12 protein-coding genes, 1 other RNA gene and 1 pseudogene are annotated in these 15,402 nt (G+C 62.7%); 4 read left to right on the forward strand and 10 right to left on the reverse strand.

Features of this window, described 5'->3' with window-relative positions; translation table 11 throughout:
- Positions 1-14: 14 nt before the first annotated feature.
- The 3 genes from ftsL to mraZ are packed head-to-tail and all read right to left on the reverse strand — an operon-like array spanning position 15 to position 1,898.
- Positions 15-407, reverse strand: a complete 393-nt coding sequence (gene ftsL, locus ACYG9Z_RS04130; RefSeq protein WP_023753057.1) for a cell division protein FtsL — start codon at positions 405-407, stop codon at positions 15-17.
- Positions 408-411: 4 nt separating this feature from the next.
- On the reverse strand, positions 412-1,425 hold the full coding sequence (gene rsmH, locus ACYG9Z_RS04135) for a 16S rRNA (cytosine(1402)-N(4))-methyltransferase RsmH (RefSeq protein ID WP_032904030.1): 1,014 nt from the start codon (positions 1,423-1,425) through the stop codon (positions 412-414).
- Positions 1,425-1,898 (reverse strand): division/cell wall cluster transcriptional repressor MraZ, encoded by a 474-nt coding sequence (mraZ, locus tag ACYG9Z_RS04140; RefSeq protein WP_023753059.1) that lies wholly within the window; start codon positions 1,896-1,898, stop codon positions 1,425-1,427. The genes rsmH and mraZ overlap by 1 nt, the downstream gene beginning before the upstream one ends.
- A 402-nt stretch (positions 1,899-2,300) precedes the next feature.
- On the opposite strand from mraZ, the gene ACYG9Z_RS04145 reads away from it, so the two are divergent.
- Positions 2,301-3,416: a cystathionine gamma-lyase gene (locus tag ACYG9Z_RS04145; protein ID WP_023753060.1), complete on the forward strand. Its 1,116-nt coding sequence runs from the start codon at positions 2,301-2,303 to the stop codon at positions 3,414-3,416.
- Positions 3,417-3,875: 459 nt separating this feature from the next.
- Here ACYG9Z_RS04145 and ACYG9Z_RS04150 read toward each other — a convergent pair.
- The 6 genes and pseudogenes from ACYG9Z_RS04150 to ACYG9Z_RS04175 form a co-directional block, all read right to left on the reverse strand.
- Positions 3,876-4,233, reverse strand: a pseudogene (locus ACYG9Z_RS04150) (type II toxin-antitoxin system ParD family antitoxin).
- A 179-nt stretch (positions 4,234-4,412) separates the two neighbouring features.
- An RNA gene (gene rnpB, locus ACYG9Z_RS04155) (RNase P RNA component class A) lies at positions 4,413-4,810 on the reverse strand.
- A 51-nt stretch (positions 4,811-4,861) separates the two neighbouring features.
- Positions 4,862-5,566, reverse strand: coding sequence for a lytic transglycosylase domain-containing protein (locus ACYG9Z_RS04160; protein WP_023753062.1), 705 nt, complete (start codon positions 5,564-5,566; stop codon positions 4,862-4,864).
- A 184-nt stretch (positions 5,567-5,750) separates the two neighbouring features.
- Positions 5,751-6,518, reverse strand: coding sequence for an N-acetylmuramoyl-L-alanine amidase (locus ACYG9Z_RS04165; protein WP_023753063.1), 768 nt, complete (start codon positions 6,516-6,518; stop codon positions 5,751-5,753).
- Positions 6,515-7,234 (reverse strand): J domain-containing protein, encoded by a 720-nt coding sequence (locus tag ACYG9Z_RS04170; RefSeq protein ID WP_023744594.1) that lies wholly within the window; start codon positions 7,232-7,234, stop codon positions 6,515-6,517. The genes ACYG9Z_RS04165 and ACYG9Z_RS04170 overlap by 4 nt, the downstream gene beginning before the upstream one ends.
- A 209-nt stretch (positions 7,235-7,443) precedes the next feature.
- Positions 7,444-7,641 carry a hypothetical protein gene (locus ACYG9Z_RS04175; protein WP_023668260.1) on the reverse strand — a complete coding sequence of 66 codons (198 nt, stop codon included), beginning with the start codon at positions 7,639-7,641 and terminating at the stop codon, positions 7,444-7,446.
- A 177-nt stretch (positions 7,642-7,818) separates the two neighbouring features.
- Between ACYG9Z_RS04175 and ACYG9Z_RS04180 the strand changes: the two genes are divergently transcribed.
- The 3 genes from ACYG9Z_RS04180 to ACYG9Z_RS04190 are packed head-to-tail and all read left to right on the forward strand — an operon-like array spanning position 7,819 to position 13,869.
- The gene (locus ACYG9Z_RS04180; RefSeq protein ID WP_023753064.1) at positions 7,819-11,778 is read left to right on the forward strand and encodes a hydantoinase B/oxoprolinase family protein; all 3,960 of its coding nucleotides are present in this window, start codon (positions 7,819-7,821) and stop codon (positions 11,776-11,778) included.
- A 31-nt stretch (positions 11,779-11,809) separates the two neighbouring features.
- A complete protein-coding gene (locus ACYG9Z_RS04185; RefSeq protein WP_031244262.1) occupies positions 11,810-13,108 on the forward strand; it encodes a BtaA family protein in 1,299 nt (432 codons plus the stop codon).
- Entirely contained in the window at positions 13,105-13,869 is a 765-nt protein-coding gene (locus tag ACYG9Z_RS04190; RefSeq protein ID WP_023753066.1) for a class I SAM-dependent methyltransferase, read from the forward strand. The genes ACYG9Z_RS04185 and ACYG9Z_RS04190 overlap by 4 nt, the downstream gene beginning before the upstream one ends.
- Positions 13,870-13,875: 6 nt before the next feature.
- Here the strand turns inward: ACYG9Z_RS04190 and ACYG9Z_RS04195 are convergent, their stop codons facing one another.
- Positions 13,876-15,255 carry a serine hydrolase domain-containing protein gene (locus ACYG9Z_RS04195; protein ID WP_023705560.1) on the reverse strand — a complete coding sequence of 460 codons (1,380 nt, stop codon included), beginning with the start codon at positions 15,253-15,255 and terminating at the stop codon, positions 13,876-13,878.
- Positions 15,256-15,402 lie beyond the last annotated feature (147 nt).

A 15,402-nucleotide genomic window follows, 5' to 3' on the forward strand; every position in this document is an offset into this window, starting at 1 on the left:
TGAAAATCCAGCGATCATTGGACGATGGTTCCGGTGACCACGGGATCCTTGTCGGCTGGTCCTTTGCCGGAATTGTCGGCCATGCCGCCAAGCCGTTGCGACGACAGGTCCTCGATGTTGAGCGGTTTTGCCGGCAGGTCGTCGAGCCCGACGATCTGCCGCGCACCGACCGGCTCGAGTGCAAGCTGCGCTTTGTAGGTTTCAGCGAGCTTCTGCAGGCGCGACGGCTGGGTCAGCAGGCTCCAGTCGGCCTTGAGCAGGTCGATCGTGTCCTCCTCATAGCGGATCTGCGCCTCGATCTTCTGCACCGAAGCCAGTTGTTCCTCGGCCTCGCGCTTGGCCTTGTAGGTTAGGGCCGCGGCCGAAACCATGACGGCGATCAGGACTATGTCGCTGGTTCGAAACACGTATTCACCTCTCTCGCGGCAGTTGGATGCCGGGAAGTTTTGGAAGTCCGAAAACGGTGAGATCACCGGCGCGCGCCGGCGCCTCGGTGCGGATGGCGGCACGCAGCCTGGCCGAGCGCGCCCGCGGATTGGCAGCGACTTCGGCATCGCCTGCCGTCACGCCGCCACCGGCCTTGCTGAAGGTCGCGGTGCGCGCGTGCGCCTCGGGCAAATGACGTGAGCCGGTGGCGACGTCGGCGCGGTCGGCGATGAAGCGCTTGACGATGCGGTCTTCCAGCGAATGGAACGTCACCACCGCAAGCCGCCCGCCGGGCTTCAATACCCGCTCGGACGCCACCAGAGCCTTGGCCAATTCGCCCAGCTCGTCATTGACGAAAATGCGCAGCGCCTGGAAGACGCGGGTGGCCGGATGGATCTTGTCCTTCGGCGCGCGGCCGATATGCGTTTCGATGGCGTCGGCGAGATCGAGCGTGCGCTCGAACGGGCGTTTTTCGCGGCGTGACTCGATCATGCGGGCAATGCGGCCGGCATTCCGCTCTTCGCCGAGGAAGCCGAAGATGCGGGCAAGGTCGCCTATCTTGAACGAATTGACGACGTCGGCAGCACTCAAGCCCGCCTGCGCCATGCGCATGTCGAGCGGCCCGTCCGTGCGGAACGAAAAGCCGCGCTCGGGCTGGTCGATCTGCATGGAGGAAATGCCGATGTCGAGCACAACGCCGTCGGCGCTTTCGACCTGCTCGTCCAGCGTCGAGAACGGCGCCTGCACCAGCCTTAGCCTGCCGCCGGATTGCTGTTCCAGTCCGCGCCCGGCGGCAATCGCATCGGGATCGCGATCGATCGCCACCACCGAGGCGCCGCTCGCCAGGATCGCCTTGGTGTAGCCGCCAGCGCCGAACGTGCCGTCGACGATCACATCGCCGGCTTTGGGCGAGAGCGCTTCCAACACTTCGGCAAGGAGGACCGGAATGTGGCGGACCGGTCCGCCAACGGCGCTGAGATCATCGCCGTGATCCGCCATCACTCCGGTCGCTCCCCAGCCTTGCCCTCGTGAGCCTTCGTCCCCTGCCGAAGCTGCAAAAGCCTGGCTCGCGCCTGCGCCCCATAGGCGGCCAGCCGTCCAGGCTCCCAAACTTGAAAGAAATTGCCGCGGCCGACAAAGGCCACTTCGCTCGTGATGCCCGTATGCTCGCGGATGAAATCGCTCATCGTGATGCGGCCATCCTGATCGAGCTTCAGGAACGTCCCGTCGCCATGGCAGAAGAACGACATATCGTCCGCCGTCTGCAAAAAAGGGTCTTCCAGCGCGATGCGCTGCTCGTAGCGGTCGAGCAGATCGAGCCCGCCGACATCCATCGCAGGCACGTCCAGTCCGCGCAGCGCGTAGAGCTCCGAATAGCCGCGCTTCTGCACGACCGCGCGGAAATGCGCCGGAACGGAGACCCGCCCCTTCGCATCGATCCTGTTCACCGCGCTTGACACAAACCGGTCCATGACACGCTGCAGCCGCTTCCGCCGCCGCACCCCTCTCCATGTTTTCGTCCGCGCCGAAGCGCGTCCCCTGCCGAAAATCCGCTTCGATCCCAGCGGCAAAACCCCGCAAACGCACAGCCGCCGCGGCTGCCCGATTGGCGTACGCTTTACCCTGACGCGGAACGAAGGCTTTGGTATCGAAATGGGATATCATGGGGCACTATGGGCGTCAACGGGAACAGGCTTCACAAACGCGCGCGCCACAACCGGTGAGAGCAGCTCTGACAACACTCCCGTCTTTATCTCCCATTAAGCCTAACGAACCGTTTAGAGCGGGCTGGCCCAAGCGGAAGCGGCTTGCCGCGCATCACTGCCGCGAATAGCGTCGTCAGTCTTTTCGCTGAGCAACAAGGTCAGAAATCCATGTCCGAAACAGCCAGGTCCCGCGCGGCCTCCCTTGCCCATCTGCGTCGCGACGGACTTGCCAAAGGCGACCCCATCCCATTGCCGCTGACCATGGCCGCTATTTTCCACAACCCGGGCGACGGCGCCGGCTACAGTCAGTACGGCCGTTACAGCAACGCCACCTGGGATGCAGTCGAGCACATGCTGGCGCATCTCGAAGACGCGCCATGCGTCGGCTTCCCCTCTGGAATGGCGGCAATCTCGGCGGTGTTTTTCGGCCTGTTGAAATCCGGCGACCGCGTGCTTTTGCCTTCGGACGGCTACCATGCCACACGCGCGCTGGCCGAACGTTTCCTCAAGCCCTTCGGCGTCGCCTATGATCTGCGGCCGACAGCTACATTCCTCGACGGCGGCTTCGACGGCTACCGCCTTGTCTACGTTGAAACCCCGTCAAATCCGCGATTGGACATTTGCGACATCACAGCGGTCGCCGAGGCCGCGCACCAAGCGGGCGCGATCGTCGTCGTCGACAACACCACGATGACGCCGTTCGGCCAGCGCCCGCTCGATCTCGGCGCCGACATCGTCGTTGCTGCCGACACCAAGGCGGCCAACGGGCATTCCGACGTGCTGTTCGGCCATGTCGCCAGCCGCAATCCAGACATCATCGCGGACGTCACCGGCTGGCGCGAGACCGCGGGCGGCATTCCCGGCCCGTTCGAGGCTTGGCTGGTGCATCGCGGCCTGGAGACGCTGGACGTACGCTTCGACCGCATGTGTTCTTCTGCCGAGGTGATCGCGAAGCGCCTGAAAGACCATCGCGCCGTTAGCGGCTTGCGCTACCCCGGGCTGGAGGGCGACCCGTCGCACAACCTCGCCCGGGCGCAGATGGAGCGCTTCGGCTTCCTCGTGTCCTTCGAACTCGCTTCCGAAGACAAGGCCGAGGATTTCATCAACAACTGCACGCTGATGCAGGCGGCAACGTCGTTCGGCGGTGTCCACACCTCCGCCGAGCGGCGGGCCAAGCGAGGAGATTCGGTTCCGCCCGGCTTCGTGCGCCTGTCGGTGGGCTGCGAGCCGGTGGAAGAACTCTGGCAGGCGATCGAGGCATCGCTGGACAAGATCGGCGTCTGAACTGGTGGATTAAGTCGTCCGCATCGATACTGCGCCGGCCGTGAAGTGCGCGCGGGATTTCAAGCTGTATACGGACCATACTGTACTACAATTGACGTCGCGACCTTCGCTGTGCCACCGAAAAACCCTCGGAGTAAAATTTCAAATACCGAAAACTAAGATGGCAAATATGTCGATAGTAAAAATAACTGACAAAGACCATACGGCCACTTTATATGGCCTAATAACTTTATTTCTTTCCCGTATGAACTCAGGTGTAATTTCTTTGCTTTCCCAATCTATGCGAACTTTTCCTGCCCCATCGTTATGCGCAAAAGATCCATACCCTTGTATTTTTTTACTAGCAGATGGTCCCTGATGTTTAGTGCCATCAAGGAGGTGCCCCAAGAGATTATTGGGAGTAATAAAAGGAGCGACTTGACCAAGCTCAACCAGACGCCTCCTTGCAACAGCTATCTTTCACTTCTGAGAGTCGCCTACCGCGCTTATCGCAGCATATTTGGCCCGCAAGCGCTCAATGAATAGAGGCCCATCCACTTTTCTCCCGCTCTCAAGGTCATCAGACAACCTGTCCTGACGTGCTTTAGCCTTGATCTCGTCCATCGACGCAAATCGTCCCGGGCCGCTGTCGATCCCCTCCTGAAGCAGCCTGCGCAGTTCCTCGACCGTATAGCCGAGCAGATCGCGGCGGTCTTTTCATTGCCGCAGTGCGTCACGGATCACTTCGCTGGCCGAGGCATATTCGCCGGCGGCCACGACGTCGTCGGACCGCCGCCGCCAGCGAAAGCGTGATGCTGCGTTTGTCGACATGACCCATGGCGTGCTCCTTGATCCATCCATCACCATGGTTATGGTACGATTAATCGCACCAGATTCAAGAACGCCATTACTCTCAGCCCACCCTACACCGCTGACTCGAGTGCTGAAGCACATGAGGCAACAGCTGCGCCGTGGGCGCAGACTGCTGATCTCAAAAGATCTTCGACCTCGCTGAGAGTTGCCAGCTGGCCTGTAAGCCGGGTTTTGTATGGCCCTCGCCCCTTTCGGGGCGAGAACGTGGCGGCCATTCATCTTGGGCGCATGTTGCCATGCGCCTCACGCAACCTACCCGGACGGTGAGCCGGAAACAGCCCTCGAAGGTTTCCCCTCGCACCGTCCCTATTCGGTCTTGCTCCCGGTGGGGTTTACCGTGCCGCTCCTGTTGCCAGTCGCGCGGTGGGCTCTTACCCCACCCTTTCACCCTTGCCCCGATAAATCGTGGCGGTTTGCTTTCTGTGGCACTTTCCCTGGGGTCGCCCCCGCCGGCCATTAACCGGCACCGTGTCTCCATGGAGCCCGGACTTTCCTCACCCGCAGCCTTTCGGCTTTGCGGGTGCGGCCGCCCGGCCAGCTGGCAGAGCGTATAAAGGGGTTCACGTTCCAAAACGCAAATGAAAAAGCAGACTTTATGCCGGCGATCCCAATGCCGCCAACTGCACCTTGACCTTGCCGCAATACGCCGCCGACACCGGGTTCATCCGCGTCGCGGCATGGCCGGCATTGTATTTCAGGATCGTGCCGCAGGTGGTGCCGCCGCCGAGATTGCGCGCCATGGCAAGGTACTTCATGCCGTATTTGATGTTGGTGTCGGGATCGAACAGACCCTTGGCGGAGCCGCTATATCCCATCATCCGCGCTGTTGCCGGCTTGATCTGCATCAGGCCGATTTCACCCGCGCTGCCGACGATGTTCGGCCGGTAGTTGCTCTCGATCTTGATGACCGCCTGGGCCAGCGACACCGGCACGCCTTCGGCCGCGGCATAGCGGGCAATGATTGCCGAATACTGGCCGCCAAGCGCGGCTGCCGCAGTCGACTCCGCAGCGGTGCTTGGGCGGATCGATGCGGTCGTCGTCAGGTCGACGCTCTTCCTGTTGCGCTCAAAATGCCTCTTGGCCGTGGCTTTTCTGGCCTTCACCACGGCTGCTTTGCGCACTTTCGCGGTGATTGCCCTTTTTGCTTTCGGGTTTGCCTTCCTCATGGTGGCTTTTGCGGGTGCGGCGATGAAGCCCTGGTCTGCCCTCTGGCTCAGTGGTGCGGCATCGGCCGTGCTGAAGGCAAAAGTCATTACGCCGGCAGCAATAGCTGCCGTTACAACGGTCAATTTCTGCATGTGGTCCTGTTCTGTTTGGCCGCGCGAAGATCTTCACGCAGCAACGCCTAATCAATATCGGAGCATCCGAGGGGCTCGAGGTCCGATAACTTGCACGAACTGCCTTTGAGGGCGGAATTTGTGTCGAACAAGGCGAGGCAATTCACTTTCAGTGACAGGCTGTAACTTGAATATCAGGAAAAGATTATTTAGACGCAACTGACCTAAGGGAAGTCAGCAGGCTTTGCAGCGTGCTAGACGTAGAGCCGTCGGCGACGCCATCCACCATGCGTGGTCGGAAATGCCGCTGAAAAGCTTCGACGACGATTTCGGTCTGGCGGTCGAAGACACCTGATATCTCGACGCCATAGCCATAGAGCGCCAGCATCGACTGCAGTGCCTCGACCTCGGCGCCGGCATCGCCGGCTTTCAGCACCGCGCCGCGCCGAACCGGCGCCGCAGGCACGAGATGGCCGACCCCGGCCGCAAACAGCGCCTTCCAGGGGAATTTCTCGCCCGGGTCGATCTTGCGCCCCGGCGCGATGTCGGAATGGGCAAGCACCCTTTGCGCCGTAATGGAATGGCGTTCGATGATACCAAGGCAAAGCCCGATCACCGCTTCCACCTGCCGCTTGGGAAAGGCCGAATAGCCGAGCAAATGGCCGGGATTGACGATTTCGATGCCGACCGAACAGGAGTTGATGTCGCGACGACCGAACCAGGAACTTGCACCGGCGTGCCAGGCGCGGTCGCTTTCGCGCACCATCTGGATGATGCGGCCATCCTCATGGACGAGGTAGTGCGACGAGACTTCGCTTGCGGGGTCGCACAACCAGGCTTCCGCGGCAGCACCCGTCGCCATGCCGGTATAGTGCAGCACGATCATGTCGGGCCTGAGCGTTTCGCGTCGCGGGCCGAAATTCGGCGACACCCTGACCTCCGCGCTTGGCTCGTCGGGCGGGAAGCCGCTCATGCGTGCCTGAGGCCCCGCTCGATCATTTCATAGGCCGCATTGATCGCCGCGACCCTGGTCGTTGCAATCTTGATGAATTCCTGCGGCAGGCCGCGCGCGATCAGCCGGTCCGGATGATTGTCGGAGACCAGCTTGCGGTATCGCTTCCTGACCTCCTCGAACGGTTTCCCGCGCTCAATGCCGAGCACGATATAGGGATCGCCGGCGCCGAGATTGACGTGCCTGGCCAGGATGGCCTCGTAGTGCACCTCGTCGATGCGGAAAATCTCGGCAATACGGTGCAGGAAAATCCCTTCGCGCTCATGCACCAGCCCGTCCGCCTTGGCGATATGGAACAGACCGTCGAGTATGTCTTCCAGCATGACGCAGTTCGAATGGCCCGAGCCGCACATCTGCGCCATACTCTCGGCATAGGTCTCGAACCCGGCGACGTCGCGCTTGGCCAGATCGTAAAGCCGCGCCACATTGCGGGTCTGTTCTCGCGGCACCTCGAATATTTCCTGGAACGCGCGAACCTCGTCCTGGGTGACGATGCCATCGGCCTTGGCCATCTTGGCTGACAGCGCAATCATCGCCACAGAGAAGGCGACGCGCCGGCGCAGATCGGCGTCACCGGAGAAAACCGTGCGCACGGCCTCGACCACATCGGCGACGCCGGACGTGGCTGAAGATGAAACGCGGTTGATGAAGTCGCCGAGGCGATCCCAAATCGACATGAGCGCTTATTAGGGCCGCCGGCCATCGCTATCAAGCCAAGACAGCGCCGCAGAGGGGATCGAATTCACGCAAGCAACCGACGCGCCAGATCCCAAACCGTAGGAAAGAGCCGGTTCAAGACCCTTGAGCCCCGAATCGACCTAAACGCAGGAAGGCCGGCGCGAAGCCGGCCTCCTCTCTCGTCACGTCAAAGTGACCGAGACTGCTGCTACTGCGCGGGGGCAGGAGCAGGTGTTGCCGGAGCCGGTTCTGCAGGCTTCGGTGCATCCGGCGTCGCCGGCTTCATGGGCTCGGCGGCTGGCGGATTGGTGCTCTGGGTGGTGGTGTTATCCGTACCGCTGTCGCTGCAGGCGGCAACGCCGAACAGGGCCAGGGCGGAAACGGAAGCAAGAATGAGCTTTTTCATGACATCTCTCCTTCAACACACGCTCACATTGCGGTGAACGGTCGAAGGCAAAATGCATCAAACGGCCATGAGTTTCGTAACGTTGCGTTTCCTGATGTAACATCCGCGCACTACCGATTGCGGGCCGGGCGATGCCGAACTAACAGTCTGGACCCAAATGCAATGCCGGAGTTCTGCGTGGACAAGAAATGGGATTTTTGGATCGACCGCGGCGGCACCTTCACCGACGTGATCGGACGTGATCCGCAAGGCGGTTTGCATCCCAGGAAATTCCTGTCGGAAAATCCCGAAGCCTATCCCGACGCGGCCATAGCCGGCATCCGCGAGCTTCTGGGGCTGAAATCCGGCACCGCTATTCCTCCGGGCCTGGTCGGTGACGTCAAGATGGGTACCACCGTTGCCACGAATGCGCTGCTGGAGCGCAAGGGCGACCGTGTGCTTTTGCTCATCACCAAGGGCTTTCGCGATGCGCTGAAGATCGCCTATCAGGCGCGGCCAGACATCTTCGCCAAGGAGATCATCCTTCCGGAACAGCTCTACGAGCGGGTCATCGAGATCGACGAACGCGTGCGCGCCAATGGCGAGGTCGAGCGCTTGCTCGACATCGCCGCCTGCCGCCCCGCCATCGAACAGGCGAAGGCTGACGGGATCGATGCGGTGGCCATCGTCTTCATGCATGCCTGGAAATATCCCGACCACGAGAAGGCGGTGGCGAAAGTCTGCCGCAAGATCGGGTTCAGCCAAGTCTCGGTCAGCCATGAAGTCTCGCCACTGATCAAACTGGTCGGCCGCGGCGACACCACCGTGGTCGATGCCTATCTGTCGCCGATCCTGTCGCGCTATGTGCAAAGAGTAGCGGGAGAACTGGGCGCGACGCCAATCTCCCCACTTCTGGAGGGTGAGGAGCGGTCGGCCAAAGGCCGAGAAAAAGCCAACGATTTGGCTTTTTCAGCGACGAACGCCCGGAGCCATAGCGAAGGGCAGTCCGCAAAGCGGCCAGAGGGGGTCCTCTCGGAAGGCACCGCCAATGCGCTGAGCCCGGTCGATCCAACCCCACCCGGCGGCTCCGCCGCCACCCTCCCCTCGAGGGGGAGGGAAAACCCTCGCCTGATGTTCATGATGTCGTCGGGCGGGCTTACCGCCGCCGACATGTTTCAGGGCAAGGACGCGCTGCTGTCCGGCCCGGCCGGCGGTGTCGTCGGCATGGTCGAGACGGCGAAACTCGCCGGATTCGAGAAAGTCATCGGTTTCGACATGGGCGGCACCTCGACCGACGTCGCCCATTATGACGGCGATTATGAGCGCGCCTTCGACACCGAGGTCGCCGGCGTGCGCATCCGTGCGCCGATGATGCGCATCCATACCGTCGCTGCCGGCGGCGGCTCGATCCTGCACTACGAAGCCGGCCGTTTCCGCGCCGGCCCGGATTCCGCCGGCGCCAATCCCGGCCCCGCCGCCTACCGGCGCGGCGGCCCGCTGGCCGTCACCGACGCCAATGTCATGCTGGGCAAGCTGCAGCCCGATTTCTTCCCAGCAATTTTCGGCCCAGACCAGGACCAGCCGCTGGACGTCGCCGCCGTGCATAAAAAATTCGCTGCGCTCGCCGCCGAAATCGGCGATGGCCGCACGCCGGAAGCCGTCGCCGAAGGGTTCGTTACCATCGCGGTGGAAAACATGGCCAATGCTATCAAGAAGATCTCCGTGCAGCGCGGCTACGATGTCACCGAATATCTCTTGAACTGTTTTGGCGGCGCCGGCGGCCAGCATGCCTGCCTGGTTGCCGACGCGCTCGGCATGGAGGCGGTACTGATCCACCCCTTCTCCGGTCTGCTCTCAGCCTATGGTATCGGCCTGTCGTCGGTTTTCGCGTCGCGCCAGCAGGCGCTCCTGAAGCCGCTTGCCGAAGAATCCAGGACCCAGATCGGCAGCCTCATCGGCACGTTGAAAAAAGCCGTCATCGCCGAATTGGCAGCGCAAGGCATCGCCGAGGACAAGGTTGCGGCAAAGCCGGTGCTGCACATCCGCTATGACGGCACCGACACCACGCTGCCGGTGAATTTCGAAGGCGACTCGATCTTCCAGGCCAGGCGCGATTTCGAAATCGCCCACAAGGCGCAGTTCGGGTTCGTCTATGATGACAAGCCGATGATCGTCGAGACCGTTGGCGTGGAAGGCGCCGAGATCGTCGAGACCACGGCCGAAGCCGTTGCGCCCGCCGGACCGGCAATGGTTGAAGCGGGTGCGTCGGGAACGCGGCGCATCTACACCGAGGGCCGCTGGCATGAGGCCGGCATCCATCGCCGCGAAAACCTGCGCCCATCCAATCTGGTCCCAGGCCCCGCTTTGATCATCGAGCCGAACCAGACCATCGTCGTGGAGCCGGGCTGGCAGGCCGAAATCACCAACCTCAATCACGTCGTCATTCGCCGCACGGAACGGAAAGTTCGCACGGCTGCCCTCGGTACCGAAGCCGATCCGGTGATGCTGGAGGTCTTCAACAACCTCTTCATGTCGATCGCCGAGCAGATGGGCGTCACGCTGCAGAACACCGCCTATTCCGTCAACATCAAGGAAAGGCTGGACTTTTCCTGCGCCGTCTTCGACCGTCATGGAGCGCTGGTCGCCAACGCGCCGCACATGCCGGTGCATCTCGGCTCCATGGACCGCTCGGTCGAAACCATCATCCGGCTGAACTCCGGCGACATCCATCCCGGCGACGTCTTTGCGCTGAACGCCCCCTACAATGGCGGCACGCATTTGCCTGATATCACCGTGGTGACGCCGGTGTTTTCCCTCCCCCTTGAGGGGAGGGTGGCCGCGCAGCGGCCGGGTGGGGTCCTCTCAGAAGGCACCACAAGAGCGTCGAGCACTGCCGCAACGACCCCCTCCGGCGGCTCCGCCGCCACCTCCCCCTCAAGGGGGGAGGAAGTAATCTTCTACGTAGCCTCGCGCGGCCACCATGCCGATATTGGCGGCACGGCACCGGGCTCGATGACGCCGCTTGCCACCACGGTCGACGAGGAAGGCGTGCTGTTCGACAATTTCCGCGTTGTCGATCGTGGAAAATTCCGCGAGACGGAGTTGCACACGCTGCTCACCGACCACGCCTATCCTGCCCGCAACCCACACCAGAACATCGCCGACCTCAAGGCGCAGATCGCCGCGAATGAAAAGGGCGTGGCGGAATTGCGCAAGATGGTCGCCCATTTCGGCCTCGACGTCGTCGAAGCCTATATGGGCCATGTCCAGGACAACGCCGCCGAAAGCGTGCGCCGCGTGCTGGAGCGGCTGCCAGATAGTTCCGAGTACGAATACCCGACCGACACTGGCCAGGTGATCAAGGTGAAGATTACCGTCGATCGGCAAAAGCGCGAGGCGACCGTGGACTTCACCGGAACGTCGAAGGTCGAGAAGAACAATTTCAATGCGCCCGAGCCCGTCGCCCGCGCAGCCGTGCTCTATGCCTTCCGTGTCATGGTCGAGGACATGATCCCGATGAATGCCGGCTGCCTGCGGCCGATCAACATCATCATCCCCGACGGCTCGATGCTGAAGCCCGCCTACCCCGCCGCCGTCGTCGCCGGCAATGTCGAGACCTCGCAGCATGTCACAAACGCCCTGTTCGGCGCCATGGGAGCCATGGCCAATGCGCAAGGCACGATGAACAACCTGACCTTCGGCAACAAGCAGTACCAGTATTACGAGACCATCTGCTCCGGCTCGCCGGCAGGCCGGATGAACTCCGGCCGCGGCTTTGCCGGCACATCCGGCGTCCACACCCACATGACCAATTCGCGCCTCACCGATCCGGAAGTGCTGGAACTGCGCTTTCCCGTCATGCTCGAGGATTTCCACATCCGCGAAGGTTCCGGCGGCAAAGGCAAATGGAGCGCCGGCGACGGCACCAGGCGCACCATCCGCTTCCTCGAAAAGATGGAATGCGCCATCCTGTCCTCGCACCGCAACCGCCCGCCGCAAGGCCTCGATGGCGGCGGTGACGGCGAGGTCGGCTCGACCAAGGTCCGCCGCCAGGACGGCAGCGTCGAGACGCTGAAGGCCTGCGACCAGACCGTGCTCGACGCCGGCGACGCCGTCATCCTGACGACGCCGACACCGGGGGGATTTGGCAAGGCCTGAACTCGCGTCAACAGGCTGTCACCCGCCTGTCATGCCCCTGAGTTACCCGCTTGCGGCAAAGCAAATGGGGAATCACTTTGCCATGACGGACGTCTCCTCGGATCTCGTTTTTCGCCGCGGCAAGGAAGTTGGAAAAGCCGTCTACCAGAACCGCCCGCTTTCGCAGGCCGGCCTTTCCGAACGACTGTTTGCGCTGCTGTTTTCCGGCCTTGTCTATCCGCAGATCTGGGAAGACCCTGAAGTCGACATGGAGGCCATGCAGCTTGGCCAGGGCCACCGCCTCGTCACCATAGCGTCGGGCGGCTGCAACATCCTCGCCTACCTCACCCGCTCGCCTGAACGCGTCGATGCGGTCGACCTCAACGCCGCCCACATCGCCTTGAACCGGATGAAGCTGGAGGCGGTGCGGCATCTGCCCTCGCAGGGCGATCTGTTCCGTTTCTTCGGCGCCGCCGACACCAACCACAATTCGCAAGCCTATGACCGCTTCATCGCGCCGCATCTCGACCCGGTCAGCCGCCACTATTGGGAGCGTCGCAGCTGGCGCGGCCGCCGGCGCATCACCGTCTTCGACCGCAATTTCTACCAGACCGGCCTGCTCGGCCTGTTCATCGCCATGGGCCACCGCATCGCCAAATTCTTCGGCGTCGATCCCGCCGGTCTCATGGCGTCGAAGAGCCTCGCCGACCAGCGCCGCTTCTTCACCGAAGAGCTGGCGCCGGTCTTCGACAAGAAGCTGTTGCGCTGGGCTACCTCGCGCAAGGCTTCGCTGTTCGGCCTCGGCATTCCGCCGGCGCAGTACGATTCGCTGATCACCTCGGGCGATGGTTCGATGGCCAGCGTGCTGAAGGCCCGGCTGGAAAAGCTCGCTTGCGATTTTCCGCTGAAGAACAACTACTTCGCTTGGCAAGCCTTCGCCCGTCGCTATCCCAATCCGGGTGAGGCCGCCCTGCCCGCCTATCTAGAAGAGGCCAACTACAAGGCGATCCGCAACAATGTCGATCGCGTCGGCATCCACCACGCCAATCTGATCGAATTTCTGGCCGGCAAGGACGCAGGCACCGTCGACCGTTTCGTCCTGCTCGACGCGCAGGACTGGATGACGAACGACCAGCTCAATGCCCTTTGGTCGGAGATCACCCGCACCGCCTCGGTCGGCGCCCGAGTCATCTTCCGTACCGCCGCCGAGCCCAGCCTGCTGCCGGGCCGCGTCTCGATCTCGCTGCTCGACCAGTGGACCTACGAGGACGAGGCCTCGCGCGACTGTTTGGCCCGCGACCGCTCGGCCATCTATGGCGGCTTCCACCTCTATGTGAAGCGCGCGGCGTGAGCGCGAGCGAGCTGCCGGCCGACCATGCCGAACTGATGGACGGCGTCTATCGCTGGCAACGCCATATCTACGACCTGACCCGCAAATACTATCTGCTTGGCCGCGACCAGATGATATCCGGGCTGGATGTGCCGGCGAATGGCAGAGTGCTCGAACTTGGCTGCGGCACCGGCCGCAACATCGCGCTTGCCGCCCGCCGCTATCCCGACGCCCGCCTCTACGGGCTCGACATCTCGGCCGAGATGCTGGAGACGGCGAGCAAGGCGATCGGCCGCGACGGCCTGTCCGGCCGCGCCGTACTGGCGCGCGGCGACGCCACCGATTTCGACGCCAAGACGCTGTTCGGCGTCGAGCGCTTCGACCGCATCTTCGTGTCCTATTCGCTGTCGATGATCCCCGGTTGGGAAAAGACGGTTTCGGCAGCCCTTGCGGCACTCGCGCCCGGCGGCTCGCTGCATGTCGTCGATTTCGGCCAGCAGGAAGGCTTGCCCAACTGGTTCCGGACATTGCTGCGCGGCTGGCTCAAGAAATTCCATGTCACGCCACGTGAATCATTGCGCGAAGTCTTGGAATCGGAATCTCGGCGAACCGGCGCAAGCTTCTGTTTCCGCGCGCTTTATCGCGGCTATGCCTGGCTGGCGGTCGTCAAGATCGCGCACTCTTACCTCCCCCTCGATGGGGGAGGTCGCGCCGAAGGCGCCGGTGGCCAGGCACCCCGCCCCGGCGCTACGCGCCGACCCTCCCCATCAAGGGGAGGGTAAAGGGAGCTAGCGCAGTGCCTTCATCAGCGCGCCGACCATCACCTGCGGCCGGTAGCCGAGCTTGGCCGGCGTCAACCCCAGCCGCACCACCACCAGTTGCTCCGACGGGATGATGGCGACCGTCTGGCCGTCATGGCCCTCCATCCAGTAGGTATCGTTGGGCAGGCCGGCGGCGACGCCGGCGCCGGGATTTCCTTCGTCCCCCGGGGCTTCGATCCAAAGTTGCCCCTTGCCGTAGACTTTCGAGGCCGGTGCCGGTTCGCGCATCCAGTCGACGAAACCGGCCGGCAGGATCTGGTTGCCGTTCCAGACGCCGCCCTGCAGCAGGAATTGGCCGAACCGCGCCCAGTCATGCCCCGTGGCATAGAGGTAGGATGAGCCGACAAAGGTACCCTCCTCGTCGGTTTCGAGCACCGCGCTTTGCATGCCGAGCGGCCCGAACAGCGCTGCCCTTGGCCACATCAGCGCCTTGTCCTTGTCGCCGATAGCATCCTGCCACAGCCGCGACAGCATCACCGCCGTGCCGCTCGAATAGGAAAAGACCTTGCCGACGTCGCCGGTCAGCGGCTTGGCCTCGGCGAAGCCCGCCATATCCGGTTCGAGGTAGAGCATGCGCGTCACATCGGCAACGTCGCCATAATCCTCGTTGAACTCGAGTCCGCTCGACATCGCCATCATATCGGCAAGGCTGATGGCGGCGCGGCCGTCCGCCTTCCATGAGCCGAACAGGCCCTGATTGGTCACCGCCATCTTGCCGTCCTTGACCAGCGTGCCGACGAGCGCGGCGTTGACTGTCTTGGTCATCGACCAGCCCAGCAGCGGCGTTTTCGCCGAAAAGCCGTCGCCATAACGCTCCGCAACAATGCGGCCATTTTTGACCACCACCACGGCGCGCATGCCGATGCCGGTCATCGCCGCACCGTCGAGGATCTTGTTGATTTCGGGATTTTGCGAGGCATCGACTCGATCTCCCTCGGGCCACAGATCGCCCTTGGTGGCCGCCGACGCCTCGGCAGAGATTGACGTGCGCCGTGCCTTGCCGACGTCGCCATCCGGAACCGAGGCGCAACCCAGGCCGGCGCGCGCAACGGCAACGCTCTTGCCGAGGAAGCCAAGCAGCCCGGCCGAGACGGTCCCCCTGTTCTTGTCGACCGACACCTTCATCAGCCTGAGCAGCGGATGGCCGGGCGCCTGCACGTCGATGGCCAGCACCTCATTGGGATCACGGCCGGCGATAAAAACATTCGAGCAGACAATCTTGGCGGAATAGCCGGAACCGACGCGGATCAGGTCGGGCGGAGCGACGTAGAGCCAGGCAAACAGCGCGGCTATCGCCAGCACGACCAGGCCGAGCAGCCATTTGATGATCTTCACGGCGATCCGCATCTTTCCGTCCCTGCTTTTCGGCTGCCCGTGGCTTGCGGCCCGATTTATGTCATCGATTTGCCGCCATTGCTTCCGCAAAATCGGTGTTCTTGTCGAGCGCCGTCAACCTGTTATCAACCATGATCGGCGATCACTGGTGCATGTCGC

The organism is Mesorhizobium sp. RSR380A, assembly GCF_054719385.1.